At 72.7% G+C, this 23,028-nt stretch carries 21 protein-coding genes and 1 pseudogene; 12 read left to right on the forward strand and 10 right to left on the reverse strand.

Annotation, left to right across the window (positions count from 1 at the left end):
- Positions 1–223: pseudogene (locus tag LADH09A_RS25365) on the reverse strand (PH domain-containing protein); the annotation flags it as partial.
- On the reverse strand, positions 220–450 hold the full coding sequence (locus tag LADH09A_RS25370) for a hypothetical protein (RefSeq protein ID WP_238648018.1): 231 nt from the start codon (positions 448–450) through the stop codon (positions 220–222). The gene LADH09A_RS25370 and the pseudogene LADH09A_RS25365, both read right to left, overlap by 4 nt.
- A 240-nt stretch (positions 451–690) precedes the next feature.
- Between LADH09A_RS25370 and LADH09A_RS25375 the strand changes: the two genes are divergently transcribed.
- The 3 genes from LADH09A_RS25375 to LADH09A_RS25385 are packed head-to-tail and all read left to right on the forward strand — an operon-like array spanning position 691 to position 3,724.
- A complete protein-coding gene (locus LADH09A_RS25375; RefSeq protein WP_238648019.1) occupies positions 691–1,797 on the forward strand; it encodes an AAA family ATPase in 1,107 nt (368 codons plus the stop codon).
- Positions 1,776–2,777, forward strand: a complete 1,002-nt coding sequence (locus LADH09A_RS25380; RefSeq protein WP_238648067.1) for a DUF58 domain-containing protein — start codon at positions 1,776–1,778, stop codon at positions 2,775–2,777. The genes LADH09A_RS25375 and LADH09A_RS25380 overlap by 22 nt, the downstream gene beginning before the upstream one ends.
- The gene (locus tag LADH09A_RS25385) at positions 2,774–3,724 is read left to right on the forward strand and encodes a VWA domain-containing protein (protein ID WP_238648020.1); all 951 of its coding nucleotides are present in this window, start codon (positions 2,774–2,776) and stop codon (positions 3,722–3,724) included. The genes LADH09A_RS25380 and LADH09A_RS25385 overlap by 4 nt, the downstream gene beginning before the upstream one ends.
- A 388-nt stretch (positions 3,725–4,112) precedes the next feature.
- Here the strand turns inward: LADH09A_RS25385 and LADH09A_RS25390 are convergent, their stop codons facing one another.
- The 4 genes from LADH09A_RS25390 to LADH09A_RS25405 form a co-directional block, all read right to left on the reverse strand.
- Positions 4,113–5,345 (reverse strand): acyltransferase family protein, encoded by a 1,233-nt coding sequence (locus LADH09A_RS25390; protein WP_238648021.1) that lies wholly within the window; start codon positions 5,343–5,345, stop codon positions 4,113–4,115.
- Entirely contained in the window at positions 5,342–6,247 is a 906-nt protein-coding gene (locus LADH09A_RS25395; protein WP_238648022.1) for an alpha/beta hydrolase, read from the reverse strand. Before LADH09A_RS25395 ends, LADH09A_RS25390 begins: the two co-directional genes overlap by 4 nt.
- 99 nt (positions 6,248–6,346) lie before the next feature.
- The gene (locus LADH09A_RS25400) at positions 6,347–7,009 is read right to left on the reverse strand and encodes a response regulator (RefSeq protein ID WP_238648023.1); all 663 of its coding nucleotides are present in this window, start codon (positions 7,007–7,009) and stop codon (positions 6,347–6,349) included.
- Positions 7,006–8,235 (reverse strand): sensor histidine kinase, encoded by a 1,230-nt coding sequence (locus LADH09A_RS25405; RefSeq protein ID WP_238648024.1) that lies wholly within the window; start codon positions 8,233–8,235, stop codon positions 7,006–7,008. The genes LADH09A_RS25400 and LADH09A_RS25405 overlap by 4 nt, the downstream gene beginning before the upstream one ends.
- Before the next feature lie 154 nt (positions 8,236–8,389).
- On the opposite strand from LADH09A_RS25405, the gene fabG reads away from it, so the two are divergent.
- The 4 genes from fabG (at position 8,390) to LADH09A_RS25425 (ending at position 11,813) form a co-directional block, all read left to right on the forward strand.
- Positions 8,390–9,094, forward strand: coding sequence for a 3-oxoacyl-ACP reductase FabG (gene fabG, locus LADH09A_RS25410; RefSeq protein ID WP_238648026.1), 705 nt, complete (start codon positions 8,390–8,392; stop codon positions 9,092–9,094).
- Positions 9,095–9,121: 27 nt separating this feature from the next.
- Complete coding sequence (gene fabI, locus LADH09A_RS25415; protein WP_179780039.1) at positions 9,122–9,889, forward strand: enoyl-ACP reductase FabI; 768 nt, start codon at positions 9,122–9,124, stop codon at positions 9,887–9,889.
- A 100-nt stretch (positions 9,890–9,989) separates the two neighbouring features.
- Positions 9,990–11,018, forward strand: coding sequence for a ferrochelatase (locus tag LADH09A_RS25420; protein WP_238648028.1), 1,029 nt, complete (start codon positions 9,990–9,992; stop codon positions 11,016–11,018).
- 15 nt (positions 11,019–11,033) lie between these two features.
- Entirely contained in the window at positions 11,034–11,813 is a 780-nt protein-coding gene (locus tag LADH09A_RS25425; protein WP_099855682.1) for an HAD-IIA family hydrolase, read from the forward strand.
- A 161-nt stretch (positions 11,814–11,974) separates the two neighbouring features.
- Here LADH09A_RS25425 and LADH09A_RS25430 read toward each other — a convergent pair whose 3' ends face one another.
- Positions 11,975–12,769, reverse strand: coding sequence for an Rv1486c family protein (locus LADH09A_RS25430; RefSeq protein ID WP_238648030.1), 795 nt, complete (start codon positions 12,767–12,769; stop codon positions 11,975–11,977).
- 300 nt (positions 12,770–13,069) lie between these two features.
- On the opposite strand from LADH09A_RS25430, the gene LADH09A_RS25435 reads away from it, so the two are divergent.
- On the forward strand, positions 13,070–13,882 hold the full coding sequence (locus LADH09A_RS25435; RefSeq protein ID WP_238648031.1) for a DUF3097 domain-containing protein: 813 nt from the start codon (positions 13,070–13,072) through the stop codon (positions 13,880–13,882).
- A 42-nt stretch (positions 13,883–13,924) separates the two neighbouring features.
- Here LADH09A_RS25435 and LADH09A_RS25440 read toward each other — a convergent pair whose 3' ends face one another.
- Positions 13,925–15,226 (reverse strand): serine hydrolase domain-containing protein, encoded by a 1,302-nt coding sequence (locus LADH09A_RS25440; RefSeq protein WP_238648032.1) that lies wholly within the window; start codon positions 15,224–15,226, stop codon positions 13,925–13,927.
- A 130-nt stretch (positions 15,227–15,356) separates the two neighbouring features.
- On the opposite strand from LADH09A_RS25440, the gene LADH09A_RS25445 reads away from it, so the two are divergent.
- The 4 genes from LADH09A_RS25445 (at position 15,357) to LADH09A_RS25460 (ending at position 20,248) form a co-directional block, all read left to right on the forward strand.
- Complete coding sequence (locus LADH09A_RS25445) at positions 15,357–15,830, forward strand: NfeD family protein (RefSeq protein ID WP_238648033.1); 474 nt, start codon at positions 15,357–15,359, stop codon at positions 15,828–15,830.
- A gap of 5 nt (positions 15,831–15,835) precedes the next feature.
- Positions 15,836–16,942: an SPFH domain-containing protein gene (locus LADH09A_RS25450; RefSeq protein WP_238648034.1), complete on the forward strand. Its 1,107-nt coding sequence runs from the start codon at positions 15,836–15,838 to the stop codon at positions 16,940–16,942.
- 133 nt (positions 16,943–17,075) lie between these two features.
- A complete protein-coding gene (locus LADH09A_RS25455; protein WP_238648036.1) occupies positions 17,076–17,843 on the forward strand; it encodes a hypothetical protein in 768 nt (255 codons plus the stop codon).
- 206 nt (positions 17,844–18,049) lie between these two features.
- Positions 18,050–20,248, forward strand: a complete 2,199-nt coding sequence (locus LADH09A_RS25460; protein ID WP_238648038.1) for a transglycosylase domain-containing protein — start codon at positions 18,050–18,052, stop codon at positions 20,246–20,248.
- 65 nt (positions 20,249–20,313) lie between these two features.
- On the opposite strand, the gene LADH09A_RS25465 is transcribed toward LADH09A_RS25460, so the two are convergent.
- Positions 20,314–21,042, reverse strand: a complete 729-nt coding sequence (locus LADH09A_RS25465) for a hypothetical protein (RefSeq protein WP_238648040.1) — start codon at positions 21,040–21,042, stop codon at positions 20,314–20,316.
- 113 nt (positions 21,043–21,155) lie between these two features.
- Positions 21,156–23,003 (reverse strand): thiamine pyrophosphate-requiring protein, encoded by a 1,848-nt coding sequence (locus tag LADH09A_RS25470; RefSeq protein WP_238648041.1) that lies wholly within the window; start codon positions 23,001–23,003, stop codon positions 21,156–21,158.
- Positions 23,004–23,028: the final 25 nt, after the last annotated feature.

Below are 23,028 nucleotides of genomic sequence, written 5' to 3' on the forward strand. Positions count from 1 at the left end.
CGCGCTGGTCGGCGGCGGGTGCCGGCCGGTGGTCGGGTGGTGGCAGCGCGGCCGGCGGCAGTGGGGCGGGCCACGACACGTCGGGCGCGGCGGGCTCCGGGCCGAGCGTGCCGGGTGCGGGGAACGCACCGGGCGGCGGCTCCACGCCGGGTGGTTCGGGGGCCGGGGTGGGCGGCCGGGAGGGGGAGGTGGGGCCAGGGATAGCCGAAGGGTCGCCGCTCACATGTCGAGCGTAGGCGATCCGGGCACCGGAGTGACGGCACGCAGAAAGCCGCGAGCGTCCAGGAAGTCACCGAGGGTGCTCCGGTGCGCGTCGCAGGCCAGCCAGGTCTTGCGCCGATCGGCGTCGTGCAGCCGCGGATTGTTCCACTCGAGGGCCCAGACGGCGGCGGCGCGGCAGCCCCGGGCCGAGCAGACCAGGGCCTCGTCGGCGGGGAGGGGGATGCTCATCCCGGCCAGTCTAGGGCGGCGGGAGAGGAAGTTTGAGCGCCGGGCGACCACGGGGGGAGCCGCCCGGCGACGGGGTGAATCGTACACGCGGCGGGCCGGTCCGTGCACGCCCGCGACGCACGATTCGGCTGCCGGGGACGGCGCGGCAAAAAACGGCTTCTCCCCACCTCGACACTCAGCAAGGCGTGCGAGTCTTGATACCGCACGAGCCGCGACGACGACCAACGCTGTGGAGGACCGGTGGCCCAGCCGACCATGCCCGACGCCCCGACGCCGAACGGGGCAGCACCGCAGACGCCTGCGCCGGTGACCACGCCCGCGCAGGACGCCAGTCTGCTGGAGAAGGCGTTGTTCGAGATCAAACGCGTGATCGTCGGGCAGGACCGGATGGTGGAGCGGATGTTCGTCGCGCTGCTCGCCCGGGGCCACTGCCTGATCGAAGGGGTGCCCGGGGTCGCCAAGACGCTCGCGGTGGAGACCCTCGCCAAGGTCGTCGGCGGGTCCTTCGCCCGGGTGCAGTTCACCCCGGACCTGGTGCCCGCCGACATCATGGGTACCCGGATCTACCGGCAGTCCAGCGAGAAGTTCGACGTCGAGCTGGGCCCGGTCTTCGTCAACTTCCTCCTCGCGGACGAGATCAACCGGGCTCCGGCGAAGGTGCAGTCCGCGCTGCTGGAGGTGATGAGCGAGCGGCAGGTGTCCATCGGCGGGGAGACCCACCGGGTGCCCGACCCGTTCCTGGTGATGGCCACCCAGAACCCGATCGAGCAGGAGGGCGTCTACCCGCTGCCGGAGGCGCAGCGGGACCGGTTCCTCATGAAGATCGTGGTGGGCTACCCGACCGACGCGGAGGAACGGGAGATCGTCTACCGGATGGGCGTGGCCCCGCCGGAGCCGAGCGCGGTGTTCGACACCCCCGAGCTGATCGCCCTGCAACGCAAGGCGGACCAGGTCTTCGTGCACAACGCCCTGGTCGACTACGCGGTCCGGTTGGTGTTGGCCACCCGCGCCCCGGCCGAGCACGGGATGCCCGACGTCGCGCAACTGATCCAGTACGGGGCCAGCCCGCGCGCCTCGCTGGGCCTGGTCCGGGCCACCCGTGCCCTGGCGCTGCTGCGCGGGCGCGACTACGCCCTGCCGCAGGACGTGCAGGACATCGCACCGGACATCCTTCGGCACCGGTTGGTGCTCAGCTACGACGCGCTCGCCGACGACGTGCCCGCCGACCACATCGTGCACCGGGTGATGTCGACGATCCCGCTCCCGGCCGTCGCTCCCCGCCAGCAGGCCACCCCGTCGTCGACCGCGCCGCCGCCGGGCGCTGGCTGGCCCGGGCAGCGCCCGTGACCTCACCCACCCCTCGTCCCGCCCCCCTCGCCGACCGCAGCGAGGCCGTGCTGTCCCGGCTGCAACTGCTCGTCACCCGCAAGCTCGACGGTCTGCTCCAGGGCGACTACGCCGGCCTGCTGCCCGGGCCGGGCAGTGAGGCGGGAGAGTCACGGGAGTACCGCCCCGGCGACGACGTGCGCCGGATGGACTGGCCGGTCACCGCGCGCACCACGACTCCGCACGTCCGTCGTACGGTGGCCGACCGGGAGCTGGAGACCTGGCTGGCCCTGGACCTGTCCGCGAGCCTGGACTTCGGCACCGGGCAGTGGCTCAAGCGTGAGGTGGTGGTCGCCGCCGCGGCCGCCATCACCCACCTGACGGTGCGCGGCGGCAACCGGATCGGCGCCGTGATCGGCACCGGCGGCGGCGCGTCCGCCCCGGCCCGCCGCTGGCGGGGAGCGCCACCGCCGGCCGGGCCGGGGGTGCTCACCCGCCTGCCGGCCCGTTCCGGTCGCAAGGAGGCGCAGGGCCTGTTGCGTACGGTGGCCGGCACCACCATCCAGCCCGGCCGGGGGGATCTGGGTGCCCTGATCGAGATGCTCAACCGTCCGCCCCGTCGACGCGGGGTGGCCGTGGTCGTGTCGGACTTCCTCGCGCCGGCCGAGCAGTGGGCCCGCCCGTTGCGCAAGCTCCGGGTCCGCCACGACGTGCTGGCGATCGAGGTGATCGACCCTCGGGAGCTGGAGCTGCCCGACGTGGGCGTGCTGCCGGTGGTCGACCCGGAGACCGGCGAGCTGCACGAGGTGCAGACCGCCGACCCTCGGCTGCGGCAGCGCTACGCCGATGCCGCCGCCGCCCAACGGGCCACGATCGCCGCCGCCCTGCGGGGCGCCGGCGCGGCCCACCTGCGTCTGCGTACCGACCGAGACTGGCTGCTGGACATGGTGCGATTCGTGGCCGCGCAGCGGCACGCCCGCACCCGGGGGACGACACGATGATCCGTTTCATGCAACCGTGGTGGCTGCTGGCCGTTCTGCCGGTGCTCGCCCTTGCCGCGTTCTACGTCTGGCGGCAGCTGCACCGCCGGGCGTACGCGATGCGGTTCACCAACGTGGACCTGCTGCGTACGCTGGCGCCGAAGGGGCTGGGCTGGCGCCGGCACGTCCCGGCGACCGCGTTCCTGCTCTGCCTGCTGGTGCTGGCCACCGCGCTGGCCCGGCCGGCGGTGGACACCAAGGAGCCGCTGGAACGGGCCACCGTGATGCTCGCCATCGACGTGTCGTTGTCGATGCAGGCCGACGACGTGGCGCCGAACCGGTTGGAGGCGGCCCAGGAGGCGGCCAAGCAGTTCGTCGGTGAGCTGCCGGAGAGCTACAACCTGGGCCTCGTGTCGTTCGCCAAGGCGGCCAACGTGCTGGTGCCCCCGGGCAAGGACCGGGACGCGGTGACCAGTGCGATCGACGGGCTGGTGCTGGCCGAGGCGACCGCGACCGGCGAGGCGGTGTTCACCTGCCTGGAGGCGATCCGGTCGGTGCCGGCCGACGGCGCGGCGGGCATCCCGCCGGCACGGATCGTGCTGCTCTCCGACGGTTTCCGCACCTCCGGTCGCGCGGTGGAGGAGGCGGCGGCAGCGGCGCAGGCGGCCAACGTCCCGGTCTCCACCATCGCCTTCGGCACCGACACCGGCCAGGTCGACATCGGCGGGCAGTTGCAGCGGGTGCCGGTGGACCGGATGGCGCTCGCCGAGCTTGCCGAGACCACCGAGGGCTACTTCTACGAGGCGGCCTCGGTGAGCGAGCTGAAGCAGGTCTACCAGGACATGGGCAGCTCGATCGGGTTCCGCACCGAGCCCCGTGAGGTGACCCAGTGGTACGCGGGGCTCGCGCTGCTGTTGGCGCTCTGCGCCGGCGCGCTCAGCCTGCTCTGGTCGTCACGGATGCTCTGACGTCGCGAATGCTCTGACGTCGGGCGGATGCTCTGACGTCGGCGGTGCCCGGGCTGGTACCGGGCACCGCCCGTCGGGGCGGCGGGACGGGGCGGGTGAGCGCGACGGTCAGTGACCGCCGCCGGCCAGCACGAAGACGACGGCCACCCAGACGGCGGCGAGGGTGAAGCCCAGCGGGGCGACGTAGCGGCTCATGGACGGCTCCGGGTGGCGGCTGGACGGTCCGCGTGCGGGGGCGGACCGCAGGGGGTGGGGACGCGCACACGAAGTCGTGACCGGGCGGCTCCCGGCGACCGTCCGGATTCGGACGGCGCGGCGCACGCACCTCGGCGTCGGCCGAAGCGGTGGGGGAGCGGAGCGGGGTCAGCTCACCAGTCTGAGTCGTGGCTCAGCGGGTCTGACCATCGGCCCGGCCACGACTGGGAGGATCGCTATCTCGCACAGCGATCACCTCCTGCAAGTCGGCCCGGCCGGAACGTTGATGATCGTACACCTGCGGTGCCGGCGGGACGCACTCGGCCGACCGGTCGGCGACCCCTCCACCGGCCGGTCGGCGCCGCGGCTGCGGTCGGCCCGTCCGCACCACCGTGACCAGCACCGCGGCCAGCAACGGCAGCCAGCAGCACCGCGCCAGCACCCAGCCCGGGCCGTCCGGGACGGTGTGCAGACCCGGCAGGGTCAGCCCGCTGCGGGCGGTGAGGGCGGTCACCGCCACCAGCACCGGCTGGTGCCACAGGTAGATCCGGACCGCCTGCCGGTTCACCTCGGTCGCCGCCCGGCCGGGTAGTGGCCGGGCGAGCAGCCGTTGCAGCGCCGGTCGGGCGAGCAGCCCCAGCCCGACCTGGGTGACCGCCAGCGCCACGGCCAGCAGCGACGGCGGGTTCAGGTTGGACACCCCGGCCCCGGGCACTCCGACCGCGCTCACCGGGTAGCCCAGCGCCAGCAGCGCCCCCAGCGCGACGACTCCGCCGCCCGCCAACGTGCCCGCCGTCCGACGACCGTCCAGCTGCCCGTCGGCGTGCGCCACGCCCAGCAGGAACGGCACCGCCCACGCCGCCAGCACGGTGACCGGTGGCACGTCGGTGCCGGCCGGCAACAGGCGGACGGCCAGGTCGACCGCCGCGACCGTGACCACCGCCGGCGCGACGCAGCGGGCCACCCCCCAACGGCGTACGGCGGCGCGCAGTGGGCCGGTCAGCGCGACCAGGGACACCAGCGGCACCAGGAACCACAGGGGACTGATCGCCAGCCGCAACGCCACGGTGAGCGTGTCGTCCGGGGTGCCGGCGACGGTGGCGGCGAGCAGCACGGCGGCACCCACCCCCAGCAGCGCCACCGTGGGCAGGAGCAGCCGGCGCAGCCGACGCGCCAGCCAACCGCCCGCGCCTCCCCGGTGGCGGGCCAGCGACCGGGTCGAGCCGAACCCGGCGGTGAAGAAGAACAGGCCGAGTGTCTGCAACGCCCAGGTCAGCGGGGCCAGACCGGGCAGGGCGGTCAGCGGGCTGGCCTGGTGCAGCCCACCGTCGCCGGTCAGTACCAGCCCGGTGACCAGCCAGTGCCCCAGCACCACCCCGCCGATGGCGTACGCCCGCAGCGCGTCGACGGCACGGTCCCGGCTCACCGGGCGTCCCCGACCCGCTCGGTGTCGCCGCCGCCCAGCACCACCGCCGCCACCGCGACCAGCGCGGCGCTGCCCGGCACCAGGTAGCCGTCGTGCCCGTCCACCCCGGCTGTCGACAAGGGTCGGGCGCCGAACGCCGGGTCGCCGGGGCGACGGCCGAAACCCAGGCCGAGCAGTCGCACCGGCGGCACCCGACGCACCCAGTCGCTCGACGCCTCGGCCGCCCAGAACCGCCGCCCACCGGGCAGCTCGTCGGCGCGCTGCACCCCGGCGCCCACACCACCGAGGCTGACCACGTCGGTGACCTGGGCCGGGGCGTCCGCCGCCGCCAGCGACACCACCAACGCCCCGTAGCTGTGCCCGACCAGCGTGATCGTCGCCGCCGGGCGGCGTGCGGCCAGTTCCCGCAGCAGCGCGCCGAGCCCGTCCGCGCCGCGCCGGGCGCTGACGCCACCGGCCGCGGTCAGCACCCCGTCGGGCGGGTCGTAGCCGAGCCAGGCCAGCACCGCGACCCGCGCCGCCGGCTCGGTCGCCCGCAGCTCCCGGTAGAGCTGCCCGGCCTGCACCGCCGGCGCCCGGCGGGTCACACCGCCCAACCCCCGGTCGAAGTCGGCCAGGGTGCTCCCCACCCCCGGCACCAGCACCGCGATCCGGTCCGCGCCGGCCAGGTCGCCGAGCACCTCGACCGCGCGACCGTCGCCCCGCGGGTCGAACGTCAGGAACCGGCGTCCGTCGGCCGCCCAGTCCGCGTAGGGCGGGCCGGCCGCGCGCAGCGCCGCCGCCATCACCGGGTACGCCTCGACGAACCCCGCCGCCGCAACCGGCTCGGGTCGGGTCGGCAGTACCAGGTTCACGCCGAGCAGTGCGGCCACCGCCACCCGGCTGGCACCTCGTCGTCGCATCACGTTCTCCCTCCGGAATGTCGTCCGGAGGGAGAGTGCGCGGGTGGGCGGCGCTCGGTCGTCGTCCCGGGGAGCCGTCTGCGGGCTGGCTCCCCGGGGCTACTCGCCGGCGGCCACCAGACCCGTCTCGTACGCCAGCACCACGGCCTGGGCCCGGTCTCGTAGTCCCAGCTTGGCCAGGATCCGCCCGATGTGCGTCTTCACGGTCTGCTCGGCCACCACCAGGTCAGCGGCGATCTCCGCGTTGTTGCGACCCCGGGCGATCAACCGCAGCACCTCGGTCTCCCGTGGGGTGAGCCCGGCCAGGTCGGTGGGGCGCGGACGGTGGCGGTCCGGGCGGGCCGCGAACTCGGCGATCAGCCGGCGGGTGACCGCGGGGGCGAGCAGCGCGTCACCGGCCGCCACGACCCGCACCGCCTGCACCAGGTCGGCCGCCGGGGCGTCCTTGAGCAGGAAGCCGCTGGCCCCGGCGCGCAGCGCCTCGTACACGTAGTCGTCCAGGTCGAAGGTGGTGAGGATGAGCACCCGGGGTCGCTGCGCCGAACGGTCACCGAGCAGCTTGCGGGTCGCGGCCAACCCGTCCATGACCGGCATCCGCACGTCCATCAGCACCACGTCCGGGTCGAGGCGGCGGGCGGCGGCGACGGCCTGCGCGCCATCGGCGGCGTCACCCACCACCAGCAGGTCCGGCTGGGCGGCCAGCAGCGCGCCGAAGCCCTGCCGGACCATCGCCTGGTCGTCGGCGATCAGCACCTTGATCACGCGTCCCCGCCCTCCGCGTCGTACGGCAACTCGGCCGCCACCGCGTAACCCCCGTCGGGCAGCGGCCCGGCGGTGAACGTACCGCCCAGCGAGGTGGCCCGTTCCCTCATGCCGGTCAGCCCGTGCCCGGGGCCGCCGTCGGGGGTCGGTGGGGCGTCGGCCGGGGAGTTCTCGACGCGTACCTCCAGACCGGAGCGACCCGCGCGGACGGTGACCCGCACCGCGGCGCCGACCGCGTGCCGGGCCGCGTTGGCGAGACCTTCCTGCACGATGCGGTACGCGGCCAGCCCGACCGGCGCGGGCACCTGCTCGTCGTCCACCGGCCCGGCGTCCAGGGTCACCGGCAGCCCGGCCCGGCGTGCCGCGTCCACCATGGCGTCCAGGTCGGCCAGGTCCGGCTGCGGCGCGGTCTGCGGCCCGGACGACTCGCTGCGCAGCACCCCCAGCAACCGTCGCATGTCGGTCAGCGCGTCGCGGGCCGACGCGGCGATGGCGACGAACTCCGCAGCCGCCGGCGCCGGCACGTCCGTCAGCCGGTACGGGGCGGTCTCGGCCTGCACCGCGATCAGCGACATGTGGTGGGCCACCACGTCGTGCATCTCCCGGGCGATCCGGGTGCGCTCCTCCAGCACCGCGCGGCGCTCCTGCTCCCGCTCGCTCTGCTCGGTCTGCGCGGCCAGCGCGGCCCGGGACAGCCGGTTGCGTCGGATCAGGTCACCGACGATCGCCAGCGCGCCCAGCAGCAGCAGGACGGCGACCCGGTTCTCCGGGTCGACCAGGGCGAGCACCGGCACCGTGCTGATCGCCACCACCCAGACCAGCACCGGCCGGTCGACCCGCGCGACGACCACCGCCAGCACCGCGATCGACCCGAGCGCCAGCGGCGGGGTCCACGGCCAGGACTGGTCGGCCGGCGCGTTGAACGTGCAGATCAGCAGGGCCAGCACGGTCAGCCGCCAGGCCAGCAGCGGACGCCGGGGCAACGCCAGCAGCGGCGCCACGGTCATCGCCGCGAACAGCAGCGCGATCGGCGTCGGCAGGCCCCACTCGCTCTCCACCGTCAGCGTGATCAGAAAGAGGCCGAGCGCGGCGAGCAGGCCCACCGGGGTGGCGTACGGGGCCAGCCGGGGCCAGCGGGCCAGCAGCGGCCGTTCGGCCGGGGCGTCCGGGCCCAGCAGGGTCTGCCGCAGCGCCCGCAGGGCCACGGCGATCGGTTGCCGGTTCACCACCGGAAGGCTACGGTTGCGCCGCCTCCAGGGCGTGCCACCAGGGGTTGATCCCGGTGTCGTACCCCAGTGTGACGCGACTCCCGTTAGCGCTTACCTGCCGGTAACGCCTAGGCTCCGACGCGTCCGTGCTGACCATTCGCAAGGGGGAACAGTGGCCCGTACCGTGCTGGTGACCGGGGGCAACCGGGGAATCGGCCTGGCCATCGCGCAGGCCTTCGCCAAGCAGGGCGACCGGGTGGCGGTCACCCACCGCAGCGGTGAGGCCCCCGACGGGCTGTTCGGCGTACGCGCCGACGTCACCGACGCCGCCTCGATCGACGCCGCGTTCACCGCCGTCGAAGCCGAGCTGGGCCCGGTCGAGGTGCTGGTCGCCAACGCCGGCATGACCGCCGACACGCTGCTGCTGCGGATGACCGAGGAGCAGTTCACCGATGTGGTGGACACCAATCTCACCGGTGCGTTCCGGGTCGCCAAGCGGGCCTCCGGCAAGATGCTCCGCGCCAAGTGGGGCCGCATGATCTTCATCTCCTCGGTGGTCGGCCTCGCCGGCGGCGCCGGGCAGGTCAACTACGCCGCCAGCAAGGCCGGTCTGGTCGGCGTGGCCCGCTCGATCACCCGGGAGCTGGGCAGCCGCAACATCACCGCGAACGTGGTGGCACCCGGCTTCATCGACACCGACATGACCGCCGGCCTGTCCGAGGACCGCAAGGCGGAGATCCGCAAGTCGATCCCGGCCGGCCGGATGGCCAGCCCGGACGAGGTCGCCGGGGTGGTCACCTGGCTGGCCTCCGACAGCGCCGGGTACGTCTCCGGCGCCGTGATCCCGGTCGACGGCGGCCTCGGCATGGGCCACTGACCCTTTTGACTACGGAGGAAATCTGCGATGTCCGGACTGCTCGCCGGTAAGCGGCTGCTCGTCACCGGTGTCATCACCGACGCCTCGATCGCCTTCTCGGTGGCGAAGCTCGCCCAGGAGAACGGCGCGCAGGTCGTGCTCACCGGCTACGGCCGGCTCTCCCTGGTCGAGCGGATCGCCAAGCGGCTGCCCGAGCCCGCCCCGGTCATCGAGGTGGACGTCACCAACACCGAGCACCTGGCCGGTCTCGCCGACCGCGTACGCGAGCACGTCGACGGCCTCGACGGTGTGGTGCACTCGATCGGTTTCGCCCCGCAGAGCTGCCTCGGCGGTGGCTTCCTCGACGCTCCGTGGGAGGACGTGGCGACCGCCCTGCACGTCTCCACCTTCTCGTACAAGTCGCTGGCCATGGCCGCGCTGCCGCTCATGTCGCCCGGTGGCGCGGTGGTCGGCCTGACCTTCGACGCCACGAAGGCGTGGCCGGTCTACGACTGGATGGGCGTGGCCAAGGCCGGCCTGGAGTCCGCGTCGCGCTACCTGGCGCTGCACCTGGGCAAGCAGGGCATCCGGAGCAACCTGGTCGCCGCCGGGCCGCTGCGGACCATCGCGGCCAAGTCGATCCCCGGCTTCGACCAGTTCGAGGACGCCTGGGCCGAGCGGGCCCCGCTGGGCTGGAGCCTCACCGACCAGGAGCCCGCCGCCAAGGCCTGCCTGGCGCTGCTCTCCGACTGGTTCCCGGCCACCACCGGCGAGATCGTCCACGTCGACGGCGGCTACCACGCCATCGGCTCCTGACGCTGCGCCCTGACGCTCCCTGGTCGCCGTTCGCGTGATCTGCGCGGCCGGACCAGGGGGCGTCGCCGGGCGGTCACGGCCGAGGGGCGAGAATGACCCCATGTCGTACGACGCGGTGGTGCTGGTGTCCTTCGGTGGGCCGGAGCGGCCCGAGGACGTGATGCCGTTCCTGCAGAACGTGACCCGTGGCCGAGGCGTGCCGCCCGAGCGGCTGGCCGAGGTCGCCGAGCACTACCAGCACTTCGGTGGGGTGTCCCCGATCAACCAGCAGAACCGTGAGCTGTTGGCCGCCGTCCGCGCCGACTTCGCCGCGCACGGTCTGGACCTGCCCGTCTACTGGGGCAACCGCAACTGGGACCCGATGCTCACCGACACCGTGACCCAGATGCGCGACGACGGGATCACCCGGGCGCTGGCCTTCGTCACCAGCGCGTACGGCGGCTACTCGTCCTGCCGGCAGTACCAGGAGGACATCGCCGCCGCCCGGGCCGCCGTCGGCGCGGACGCGCCGGTGATCGAGAAGCTGCGTCAGTTCTGGGACCACCCCGGCTTCGTCGAGCCGCACACCGACGCGGTCCGGGCGGCCCTGGGCCAGCTCGACCAGGCGTTGCGGGACACCACCCGGTTGGTCTTCACCGCACACTCCATCCCCACCTCGATGGCGGCCAACGCCGGCCCGCACGGCGGCCGGTACGAGGCGCAGTTGCACGAGACGGCCCGGCTGGTGGCCGCTGCCGCCGCCCCCGACCTGGAGTACGACCTGGTCTGGCAGAGCCGCTCCGGCCCTCCGCAGATGCCGTGGCTGGAACCGGACATCAACGACCACCTGGCCACCCTCGCCGAGAGCGGCACCACCGGCGTGGTGGTCAGCCCGATCGGGTTCGTCTCCGATCACCTGGAGGTCGTGTGGGACCTGGACACCGAGGCCCTGGAGACGGCCAAGCAGCTCGGCCTGGACTTCGTCCGGGCCGACACCCCCGGCACCGACCCGCGCTTCGTGACCATGGTGCGTGAGCTGGTCACCGAGCGGACCGACCCGGACGGTGCGCAGCTGCGCCGCCGCCTGGGTGAGCTGCCCATGTGGGACACCTGCGCCACCGTCTGTTGCGTGCCGACCCGTCGCCCCTGACCTCTGAGGATCATGATGCATGACCGCAAGCCCGTGCAGAGCTGGCTGACCGACATGGACGGCGTGCTGGTGCACGAGGGCCAGCCGGTGCCCGGCGCGCCGGAGTTCATCAACCGGCTGCGCTCCTCCGGCAAGCCGTTCCTGGTGTTGACCAACAACTCGATCTACACCCCGCGTGACCTGACGGCCCGCCTGAGCCGGATGGGGCTGGACGTACCGGAGGAGTCGATCTGGTCGTCGGCGCTGGCCACCGGCCAGTTCCTCGCCGACCAGCGGCCGGGCGGCACCGCGTACGTCATCGGTGAGGCCGGGCTGACCACGGCGCTGCACGCGGTCGGCTACGTGCTCACCGACTTCGCCCCGGACTACGTGGTGCTCGGCGAGACCCGTACCTACAGCTTCGAGGCGATCACGAAGGCCGTCCGACTGATCAACGACGGCGCCCGGTTCATCTGCACCAACCCCGACGTGACCGGCCCGTCCGTCGAGGGTGCCCTGCCCGCCGCCGGTTCGGTCGCCGCCATGATCTCCAAGGCGACGGGGGTCGAGCCGTACTTCGTCGGCAAGCCGAACCCGATGATGATGCGCTCGGCGCTCAACACGATCAACGCACACTCGGAGAGCACCGCGATGATCGGCGACCGGATGGACACCGACATCCTGTGCGGCCTGGAGGCCGGGCTGGAGACCATCCTGGTGCTCACCGGGATCAGCAGCCGCACCGAGGCCGAGCGTTACCCGTACCGCCCGTCCCGGATCATCAACTCGGTCGCGGACCTGCTCGACGAGGTCTGACCAATCCCGGTCGTCGCGCGGCGGCCAAGATCCGCGCAACTTCCGTGTTGTTGCTGCCTCAAGTCGGCCGGAGACAGCAACAACAGGGAAACTGCGCGGATCTTGCGCGCGGCGTGGCGGCGGGCGGCGCGGCGTGGCGGCGGGCGGGCACGCCCGTCTGGTCAGGGGCGCAGGGGAGCGTTGCAGGCGGCCACCAATGCCTGCCGGCAGGCATTGGTGAGAGGACGAAGTGCCGCGTCCCGTTGCTGCGCCTCGTAGTTGTTGATCGCCCCACCCGGCGCGGCGTGCCCGGCCAGCGCGAGCACCCGGTCGAGCACCGCGGCCCGGGCGAAGAGGCGGCGGGCCCGCGGGTCGAAGCCCGGGGGCAGGTCGGTGGTGCCGTCGGGCCGGCGCAGCGCGGCCAGCGCACCGGCCAGCTCGGGCCGCCACTGGGCCACGTCGAGGCGGGTCAGCGCGGCGGTCGTCTCGGCCAGCGCGGCGGCCAGCTCGGCCTCCGCCTCGGCGGCGCCGGGCAACGAGAGTGATGCGGCGGGCGCGTTGGCCGGCAGCGGGTAGACCCGCCACAGCACCGTCTCGAAGCAGTCCCCGGAGCCGGAGGTGTGCGAGCGGACCTCCGGGATCAACCCGAGCCCACCAGCCACCACCGCCTCACCCGTGACCAGCGCCGCGCCGGCGAAGTCACCGGGGCCGGGCAGCCCCCGGGGGTCGCCCGGCGCGGGCAGCACCAAACGGATCTCGTCCGGGGAGAGCTTGGCCAGGGTGGGCAGCGCGGCACCCAGCGGGACGTCGGTCCAGGTGCCCGGGGCATCCGCGACGAGATGTTCCTCGTCGCCGGCGATGGCGTCGGCGACCTCGTCGTACGGCACCAACCCAGCGCGCCACGCGCGCACCCAGGCAACGAACCGGCTCGACCGGCGCGGCGCGAGTGTGGCCGCGCCCGTTGCTGGGGTGGACATGCCGAAAGGGTACGTGGTCACGACCGGCCCTGTCTCGGCTGCCGCTCCGGCCGCCCGGCCTGCCCCGAACTACCCCCTTCGCCCACCCCCACCCCCACCCCGAACCCCCACCCCCGCCCACCCCCACCCCCTTCCGCGTCGATCAAGGAGTCGTGGTGGGCGATTGCTGGCGGTGGGAGCGTTTTGTCAGGCACCACAAGTCCATGATCGACGGGGGCTGGGCGGTGCGGCGGTCAGGCCTGGCTCGGGCGGTGTGTCGGTGGGGCGGGGGCGGGGGTTCGGGGTTTAGCGTGATCGACCATGGCGGGGCGATACGGCGAGGACGTGTTGGCGGGGGACTGGCGGCGGCGGAAGGTCACCCCCGAGGTGGACGCCGAGCCGGATCTCGTGGTCGAGGATGCCGACTCCGGGTTCTGCGGGGCGGTGGTGGGCTTCGAGGCCGGCGCGGTCGTGCTGGAGGACCGGCATGGCCGACGGCGCAACTTCCCGCTGCTGCCGGCGGCGTTCCTGCTCGACGGCCGCCCGGTGACGCTGCGCCGCCCCACCCGCGCGCCCGTGCCGGCGGCCCGTCGGCGCACCGCGTCCGGTTCGGTGGCGGTGGACAACGTCCGCGCCCAGGTGGCCAAGGCGAGCCGGATCTGGGTGGAGGGCATCCACGACGCGGCGCTGGTCGAGCGGATCTGGGGCGACGACCTGCGGATCGAGGGTGTCGTCGTGGAGCCGCTGGACGGCATCGACGCCCTCGACGCCGAGGTATGCGACTTCGGCCCCGGCCCGACCCGGCGACTCGGCGTGCTCGTCGACCACCTCGTGCCGGGCAGCAAGGAGAGCCGGATCGTGGCCCGGGTGAACTCGCCGTACGTGCTGGTGACCGGTCATCCGTACGTGGATGTCTGGCAGGCGGTCAAACCGTCGGCGTTGGGTATCGCGGCGTGGCCGGTCGTGCCGCCGGGGCGGCCGTGGAAGGAGGGTGTCTGCGCGGCCCTCGGGGTGGCCGAGCCGGCGGACATGTGGCGGCACATCCTGTCCCGGGTGAACAGCTTCGCCGACGTGGAGACGCCCCTGATCAACGCCATGGAACGCCTCATCGACTTCGTCACCGAAGCGCCCTGAGCGCCGGATCCGTCGCCCCTGACGGTCGGATCCGGGCGTGGGTCAGGGGATCTCGTCGGGGCTGCGCGTGAAGACGAACGTGGCGATGTCGACCGCCACCGCCCGGCCGCTGGCGTCTCGCCGTACGGTCAGGATCTCGCCGTTCTCCGGGCCGGAGCGGCCCCGCCAGCGGTCCGTCCCCTCGGCGGTGAACCGGCTCACCCGCTCGCCGCGTACGTGGGCCACCAGGTCACCCGCGTCCCAGCTCAGGTCCAGCGACGTGCCCATCCACCACCAGCGGCCGGTCAGCTCGGCCAGCTCGCCTGCGGGCACGTCGGTGGCCGGCCGCCACGGCTGCGTGAACGTGGGCTCGGCGTCCAGCACGGTGGTCAGCAGCCGACGGCCGAGCCCGGTGATCGGGAAGCCGTACGAGTTGGCGAAGCCGACCACGGCGGTACGGGTCGGCCGGTGCACCACGAGGGCGGCCACGTACCCGGGCATCGAGCCGCCGTGCCCGACGTACACGCGCTCGCCGTCGCGGTAGAGCTCCAGCCCCAGGCCGTGCCCGCCGGTCCAGGAGTCGAGGTCGCTGATGACCACGGGCGCGCACATCTCGGTGAGCGTCCCGGCGGCCAGCACCGACGGGTCGGGGTCGGCGAGGAAGGCGGCCCAGCGGCCCAGGTCCTCGATGGTCGACCAGAGCTGCCCGGCGGGAGCCATCGCGCCGGTGTCGGTGCGGGGCTCCTCGCGCAGCGTGCCGTGCCACGGGTGTACGACGTAGCCGCGGGCGTACGGCTCGGTGGCCGCGTACGTGGTGCGGCCCATTCCCAGCGGGCCGAACAGCCGTTGGGTGAGCAGGTCGGCCCAGGGCGTTCCGGTGAGTCGTTCGAGCAGACCACCGAGCAGCCCGTACGCCAGGTTGGAGTAGTGGTACGCGGTGTGCGGCGGATAGGCGATCTTGTCGGCGCTCAGGCCGGCGAGCAGCGTGGCCAGGTCGGCGCCGGCTGCCCGTTCCCACCAGTCGCCCTCGGGTTCGCGTTGCATACCGCTGGCGTGCCCGAGCAGTTGGCGCAGGGTGAGTGAGCCGACGCCGGTGCCCGGCAGGTGCTTTTCCAGCTCGTCGTCGACGCTGAGCCGGCCGGCGTCGCGCAGTTGCATGATCAGGGTCGCGGTCATGGTCTTGCTGATCGAGCCGACCCGGTACTGCAGGTCGACGGCCGGGTGGGGGTGCTCGCCGGCGGCGGCCACGTGGACCAGCGCGCCGTCGCGGACCACGCCCAGCACCAGTGACGGGGTGCGACCGTCGATCTGTGCCTGGGCGACCTGGGTGTCGATCTGCCGGGCGGTCGCGGGCAGCAGGGTCAAGGGAATCTCTCCTCGATCGGTGGCTCGGACCAGACGGTAGCGGGGGTGTTTCGGCCGGGCCAGCCCGTTTCGCGAGCCTACTGATCATCACAGGTGGGCTACTCGTGCATTGGCGTGTCACGATCAGAGGGTGGACGCGGTGGTGTGGATCGTATTGGGTGTGGTGCTGGCGGTCGCCGAGATCTTCACGACGACGCTCTTTCTGATCATGTTCGGGGCCGGGGCGTTCGCCGCCGCCGGTGCCGCCGCCCTGGGTGCACCGGTTGCGGTGCAGGCGCTGGTCTTCGCGGTGGTGTCGGCGTTGAGCGTGGTGGTGGTCCGGCCGGTCATCCGGCGGCACAGCCGTTCCGCTCTCGACAGCGGCGAGCAGCCGTTCGGCGTGGAGGCGATCGAGGGCTCCACGGCGCTGGTGCTGGAACGGGTCGACGCTGAGCACGGCCTCGTCAAGATCGACGGCGAGCTGTGGACCGCCCGCTCGTATGACACGACGCAATTTCACGAACCTGGCCAACGGGTTCGGGTGATCAAAGTTCGGGGCGCGACCGCCCTGGTCTGGCAGGACGACATTTCTTCCGGCGGCGAGCTGCCGGAAGCGAGAGGGTGAACGGGATGACGGTAATCGGGGTGCTGGTGATCGCGGTGGCGCTGATCGCCGTGATAACGCTGGCGAAGGCGGTGCGGATCGTGCCGCAGCAGCGCCAGGACGTGGTGGAACGGCTCGGCAAGTACAAGCGCACGCTCAGCCCCGGCCTCAACCTGCTGGTGCCGTTCGTCGACGCGGTGCGCACCAAGGTCGACATGCGCGAGCAGGTGGTCAGCTTCCCGCCGCAGCCGGTGATCACCTCGGACAACCTGGTGGTGTCGATCGACACGGTTCTCTACTTCAAGGTGGTCGACTCGGTCCGGGCGACCTACGAGATCTCCAGCTTCCTCCAGGCCATCGAGCAGCTGACCGTCACGACGCTGCGTAACGTGATCGGCTCGCTGGACCTGGAGCGCGCGCTGACCAGCCGGGACGAGATCAACCGGCACCTCTCCGGCGTGCTGGACGAGACCACCGGCCGCTGGGGCATCAAGGTCACCCGGGTTGAGATCAAGGCGATCGAGCCGCCGGCCAGCATCCGTGACTCGATGGAGAAGCAGATGCGCGCCGAGCGGGACCGTCGCGCGGCGATCCTCACCGCCGAGGGCCACAAGCAGTCGGTGATCCTCACCGCCGAGGGTGACAAGCAGTCGGCGGTGCTGCGGGCCGACGGTGACCGGCAGGCCCAGATCCTGCAGGCCGAGGGTCAGGCGAAGGCGATCCGGACGGTCTTCGACGCGATCCACCAGGCGAACCCGAGCCAGAAGGTGCTCGCCTACCAGTACCTGCAGGCTCTGCCGCAGATCGCCCAGGGCAGCGCCAACAAGGTCTGGATCGTCCCGGCCGAGCTGACCAAGGCCCTGGAGGGCATGGGTGGCGCGCTCGGCGGGCTGAGCCAGATGGTGGGGGACCTGCCCGCACCGGAGGCGGCCGAACACGCGAGCCAGGTCCAGCGCGAGGCCGCGGAGGCGGCGCAGGCCGCGGCGGATGCCGCCCAGCAGATCCACGACGAGGTACGCGTCGCCGAGGCGCAGGCCACCGGCGGCAACAAGCCGCAGGGGCTGCCCGCCCCGGAGCCGGTGTCCGCGGCCAGCCTGACCGAGGACCCGGCCGACCAGCGGGAGCGCGGCTGATCACGGCCTTAATGTGAGAAAGGCTCATGGGGCGCTCCGACGCCTGCCACGATCGGTCCTAGGACGGGTGGTGACCAGGTAATCGGGGCGCCCCGGCGCGTCTCGCACCGCTCGTGGACGAGCGAGGTGACGCATGAAGGATCCGGCGAATCGGATGTGGTCCTCGGCCCCGGTGCCCGGCGCGCACGACCCGGTCGCCCCACTGGGCTCCCGGCGCAGTGGAGGCGGGTTCGGCGTACTGCCGTTCGTCGGCGAGCCGACCCCGGGCGCCCCGGCCACGAACGCCAGCTGGGCCTGGTCGGTACGTCGGTTCGCGCGGGCCGCGGTGTGGCTGCTGCCCGCGTACGCCATCCTCTACGGCGCGGTGGCGATGGCCAGCGACGGAGGGGTGGGCAACGACCCCTATCCGGCCGACGGCCGCGCGGTGTATCTGATCGGGTGGGTGGCGGCGATCTGGCTCGGCCTGCTCGCGCTGCTGGCCCTCACCGGTCTGCTGGCCGCGACCCGCAGCCGCCGGGTGGCCGCCACTGGGCTGCTGGTCAGCATCGCCGGCACCGTGCTGATGCTGCCGTTCGCCGGGCTCGCCGAGCAGACGCCGGTCTTCGGCACCACCGAGCGGTCGCTGGTCCTGCTCGGGGCGACGTTCTACAGCGTCGGGTGGTTCCTCACCGGATGGGCGGTTGCCCGCTCGGGCACCTTCAGCCTCGGTGACGGCGTCATGTTGATCATCGCTGCGCCGCTCCTCGGCCTCGGTGGCGCCCTGATCGGTTCGCTCCAGACGTTCGGCGCGATCTTCGTACTGATCGCCGGCATCGGCATCGGCTACCGCTCCGGCCGCCTGATGCCCCGCGAAACCGCGAGAGACGCCGCCAGCGCCAGCCTGAGCACCCCGAACCCCTAACCCCGACCCACCCACCCACCCAGGCCCCACCCTGAGCCCCGTTGATCATGAAGTTATTGCCATCCCCGTCGGCGTGTCGTGACAATAACTTCATGATCAACGGCGTCAGGGCGGGTGGGGCCTGGGGTGGGGTGGGGCCGTGAAGTTGCTGACAATTGGCCTTCGGGGGTGGTCGGTTGGCGGCTTTCGTGGCAATCCTGGGGAGCATGGCCGCCTCTCGCTCGCCGCTGTCGCGGCTGTTCACCGTGCTGTTCGCTGGCGTGTTGGCCGGGCTCGTCCTGGCAGTCGCCGCGCTGCCGGGCAACCTGCTGCTCGGGCTCGGCGCCCGCTCCGCGCTCGGGTCGTACGCCGCGTTGCCGGCCTCGCTGAAGACCCCGGCCACGCCGCAGCGCTCGTACCTCTACGCCAACGACGGCAAGACGCTGATCACCACGTTCTACGACGTGAACCGCACCGACGTCCCGTTGTCGGAGATCGCCCCGGTGATGCGGCAGGCGATCGTGGCGGCCGAGGACCGGCGCTTCTACGACCACGGTGGCGCGGACCTGCGCGGCCTCGCCCGGGCGCTGGTGGCCAACGTCAAGGGCGGCGGCACCGAGCAGGGTGGCTCGACGCTGACCATGCAGTACGTCCGTAACGTGCTCAAGACCGACCCCACCCGCACCGCCGAGGAGCGCGCCGCCGCCACCGATCCGACCGTCGGGCGCAAGATCCAGGAGATCCGGTACGCGAGCGCGCTGGACAAGAGCCTCGGCAAGGACGAGATCCTCGACCGGTACCTGAACATCGCCTACTTCGGCTCCGGCGCGTACGGGATCGCGGCGGCCAGCCAGCGGTACTTCGGCAAACCGCCAGCGCAGTTGACCCTCGCCGAGTCGGCCCTGCTGGCCGGCCTGGTGCAGTCCCCGGACGCGTACAGCCCGATCAGCGGCGACAAGGACGAGGCGCTGACCCGCCGGTCGTACGTGCTGGACTCGATGGTCGCCACCAACGCGATCACCGCCGCGCAGGCCGCCCAGGCCAAGGCGGAACCGCTGAGCCTGCGCCCCACCGCCCAGCCCAACGGCTGCACCGCGGTCTCCCAGGGCCACGACGACTGGGGTTACTTCTGCGACTACCTGCGTCAGTGGTGGCTGACCCAGCCGGCGTTCGGCGCCACCGTCGCGGAGCGCGAGCAGGCCCTGCGCTCCGGCGGATACACCGTGGTCACCTCGCTGGACCCGAAGATCCAGGCCACCGCGCAGCAGCAGGCCACCAAGGTCTACGGATACGACAACAAGCGCGCCCTGCCGATCGCGGCGGTCCAGCCGGGCACCGGGCAGGTGCTGGCGATGGCGGTCAACCGGCACTACAGCCTGGCCGACAACCCGGCCGGGCAGGCGAACCATCCGAACACCGTCAACCCGTTGATCTCCGGTGGGGCCAGCGTCGACGGGTACCAGGCGGGTTCGACGTTCAAGCTGTTCACCATGCTTGCCGCGCTGGAGTCGGGCCGTACCCTCTCCACCGGCTTCGACGCGCCCGCCAAGCTGCCCACCCGGTACGCGGCCGAGGGGCCGGGCAGCTGCGACGGCCACTGGTGCCCGGCGAACGCCAACCCGGACTGGATGGACGGGTACCGGATGATGTGGGACGGCTTCGGCCGCTCGGTGAACACGTACTTCGTGTGGTTGGCCGAGCAGGTCGGCCAGGACAAGGTGGTCGAGATGGCGCAGCGCCTCGGCATCACCTTCCGGGCCGACTCGGACGCCGCCTTCGCCAAGAACAACGCCGCGAACTGGGGGTCGTTCACGCTCGGCGTGGCCGCCACGACCCCGCTGGACCTGGCCAACGCGTACGCCACGGTGGCCGCCGAGGGCACCTACTGCACGCCGGTGCCGGTGGTCTCGGTGACCGACGCCCACGGTGCGAAGGTGCCGGTCGGTCAGCCGTCCTGCAAGCGGGTCCTCGACGTCGACGTGGCCCGTGCCGCCGCCGACGCCGCGCGCTGCCCGGTGGGCCAGCAGTCGGCGTTCGGTCAGTGCAACGGCGGTACGGCGACCGGCGTGAACGACATCCTCGACGGCCGGCCGGTGGCCGGTAAGACGGGCAGCTCGGAGCAGAACTCCACCGAGACGTTCGTCGGTTTCACCCCGCAGGTAGCGGTGGCCGGCATCGCCGCCAACCCGGACGACCCGGCGGACTCGGTGGGCTCGGCGGTGCAGAGCAAGGTGATCGACGCGGTCGCCCGGGTCATCGCCACCGCCGTGAAGGGTCAGCCGGAGAAGGCGTTCGTCGCGCCCAGCCGCGAGCTGGCCGGCGACGCACGTCGCCCCGTGGAGCGCCCTGCGGTTCCGGAGCGTCAGCAGCAGCCCACTCAGGACCCTCGCTCGGCCCTGCAACGCTGGCTCGACCGTCGCGGCTGACCTCGCATCGTGTCGGCGCCTCCGCACCAACGGTGCGGAGGCGCCGGCCGATCGGTGTGAATGTGTTACCCGCGCTTCAACTGGTCGAAGTCGACAACCTGGTCCGCCGCGGGCGCCTTCAGCTCGTCGAAGGTCGCGCCGAAATCGCTGAACGTGATCTGGCCGGCCGCGTCCTGGCCGCCCTCCATCCGCAGCGGGTACGGCTCACCGGTGGTGGCGATGTAGAGCGTGCCGTCCTTGTCGCCGTCCACGAGGCCGATGGTCTTCACGCCGTCGATCTCCTTGGCCTCACCCTTGGTCATGGTGCCGGTGGGCTTGAGCAGGTCGTCGACGTTGGCGACGTCGAACAGCTGGGCGAAGTCGTCCTTCTTGGAGACCTTGGCCCACTTGTCGCCCATCAGCTTCACGATCTCGCCCGACGCCTGGGCACCGGCGTTCTTCGCCCAGAACTTCTCGTCCGGCCGGATGTACTGTTGGCCGCCGACCGAGAGCAGTTCCACCGTGCCCTCGGGCGTGGACACCTGACCAGCCAGGTCACTGCCGGTCATCTTGAAATCGAGGGTCATCTTCTGACCGTCGTTGTCGATGTCACCGGCCAGGCGGTACGACTTCGCGTTCTTCACCGCCGTGGTGGCGCGCTGAAGCGCCTCGTCCGGTGCGAGCGCGGCGACACCGTTGTCCGCCGGGGCATTCGATGCCGGCTGTCCGCCGTCACCGTCTCCGCCGCCGCAGCCGGCCAGCAACGCCATCGCCACCACGGCGACCATGCCTCGTCTGATTGTCGTCGATCTCATCGTCGGCTCCCTTGTGCCACCCCCCGTGGGTGAGCAGACAGCCAGGTACCCATGATCGATCACGGGCAATCCCTCGATGTGCCGGAAGATCCCGGGTCAGTGCGGCGTTCCGCTCAGCCCTTGCGGCGGCGGGGGCGGTAGCTGGCGAGGGTGGCCGGTAGACCACGTCGGACGATGCCGGCCCAGTCGGTGTCGCCGCGCAACACCGCCGCCGCGGTCTTGCGCGCCTGCTCGACGGTGAAGTGTGGTGGGAGCATCAGCTCGGCCGGGTCCACCAGGGCGTTGATGACCACCGGCCGGTCGGCGGACAGCGCCCGGTCCCAGACGTCGGGCACCTGCTCCGGCGAGTCGACCAGCTCACCGCGCAGCCCGAGCACCTCCGCCCACTGGTGGTAGGCGATGTCCGGCAACTGCTGGCTGTCCGGGAACATCGGCGTCCCCTCGGTGGAGCGCTGTTCCCAGCTGACGAACGCCAGGTCCCGGTTGTTGAGCACCAGCACCACGAACCGCGGGTCGGCCCAGCTGCGCCAGTACTTGGCCACGGTGATCAGCTCGTTGACGCCGTTCATCTGCATGGCGCCGTCGCCGATCAGCGCGACGAGCGGCCGGTCCGGGTGGGCGAACTTGGCGCTCAGCGAGTACGGCATGGCGCCGCCCATGGACAGCAGCGTTCCGGACAGGCTGGCCAGCATCCCGGGGCGGACCTGGATGTGCCGGGCGTACCAGGCGGTGGTGGTGCCGCAGTCGACGGCGAGCATCACGTCGTCGGGCAGCCGCTCATTGAGGGTGTGGAAGAGCAACTGCGGGTTGACCGGGTCGGCGGCCTGCTCGGCCAGGTCGCGCTGCACCCGCCGCCACGCCGAGGTGGTCTCGGCGATCTCCGCCCGCCAGGCGGTCGGCCCGGGGCCGGGGCCCAGCTCGTCGAGCAGCGCCCGCAGGGTGGGGCCGGCGTCACCGGTCAGGTTCACCTCGGTCGGGTACCGCAGCCCGAGCTGGGTGCCGTCGAGGTCGATCTGCACCCCGCGGGCCTGCCCGGGCGGCGGGTAGAACTCCGAGTACGGCATGTTGCTGCCCACGATCAGCAGCCGGTCGCAGCCGGTCATCAACTGCCAGCTCGGTCGGCTGCCGAGCAACCCGATCGCGCCGGTCACCCACGGCTCGCGGTGGTCGACGGCGGTGAAGCCGAGCAGTGCCGTGGCCACGCCGGCGCCGAGTCGGTCGGCGATCTCGCGCACCTCGTCGCGAGCGCCGAGCGCACCCTGCCCGACGAGCATGGCCACCCGCTGCCCGCCGCGCAGCACCTCCGCTGCCCGGCGTACGTCCGCCGCCGGTGGCACGGTCGGCGTGCTGCTCGGCGCGTTGCTGGTCCGGTAGTAGCCGTGCGCGTGCGGTGGGTCCGGGACGGCCGGCTCGTCCTGGATGTCCAGGGGGAGGATCAGGGCGGTGACGGTACGCCGGGCCAACGCCGTCCGGCACGCCCGGTCGACCAGGTGGCGTACCTGCGCGGGGTTGTCGAGCTGGGCCAGGAACGCCGCCGCCACGTCCTTGTAGAGGGCGAGCAGGTCGACCTCCTGGTAGTAGCCGCCGCCCTCGGCGGTGGTCGCGGTGTGCCCGACCAGCGCGATCACCGGTTGGTGGTCGAGTTTGGCGTCGTAGAGGCCGTTGAGCAGGTGGATGGCGCCCGGCCCGCTGGTGACGAGGGCGCAGCCCAGCGGCCCGCCGCCGTACTTGACGTGCGCGGAGGCGGCGAAACCGGCGGTCTCCTCGTGGCGTACCTGGATGAACTGGGCCCGCTCGTTGGTGCGTTGCAGGGCGGAGGTGAGCCCGTTGATGCCGTCGCCGGGGTAGCCGAAGTAGCGGTGCACGCCCCAGCTGGCCAGCCGGGACACGATGTGGTCCGCGACGGTCGGGTGCCGGGGCAGGGGCCCCGCCTCACCTGCGGTGGTGTGGTCTGCGCTCACCTGGTTGATCCTCCCGGCCGGCCCG

Origin of the sequence: Micromonospora cabrerizensis (genome assembly GCF_022230955.1) — a bacterium.
GTDB classification, from domain to species: domain Bacteria; phylum Actinomycetota; class Actinomycetes; order Mycobacteriales; family Micromonosporaceae; genus Micromonospora; species Micromonospora cabrerizensis.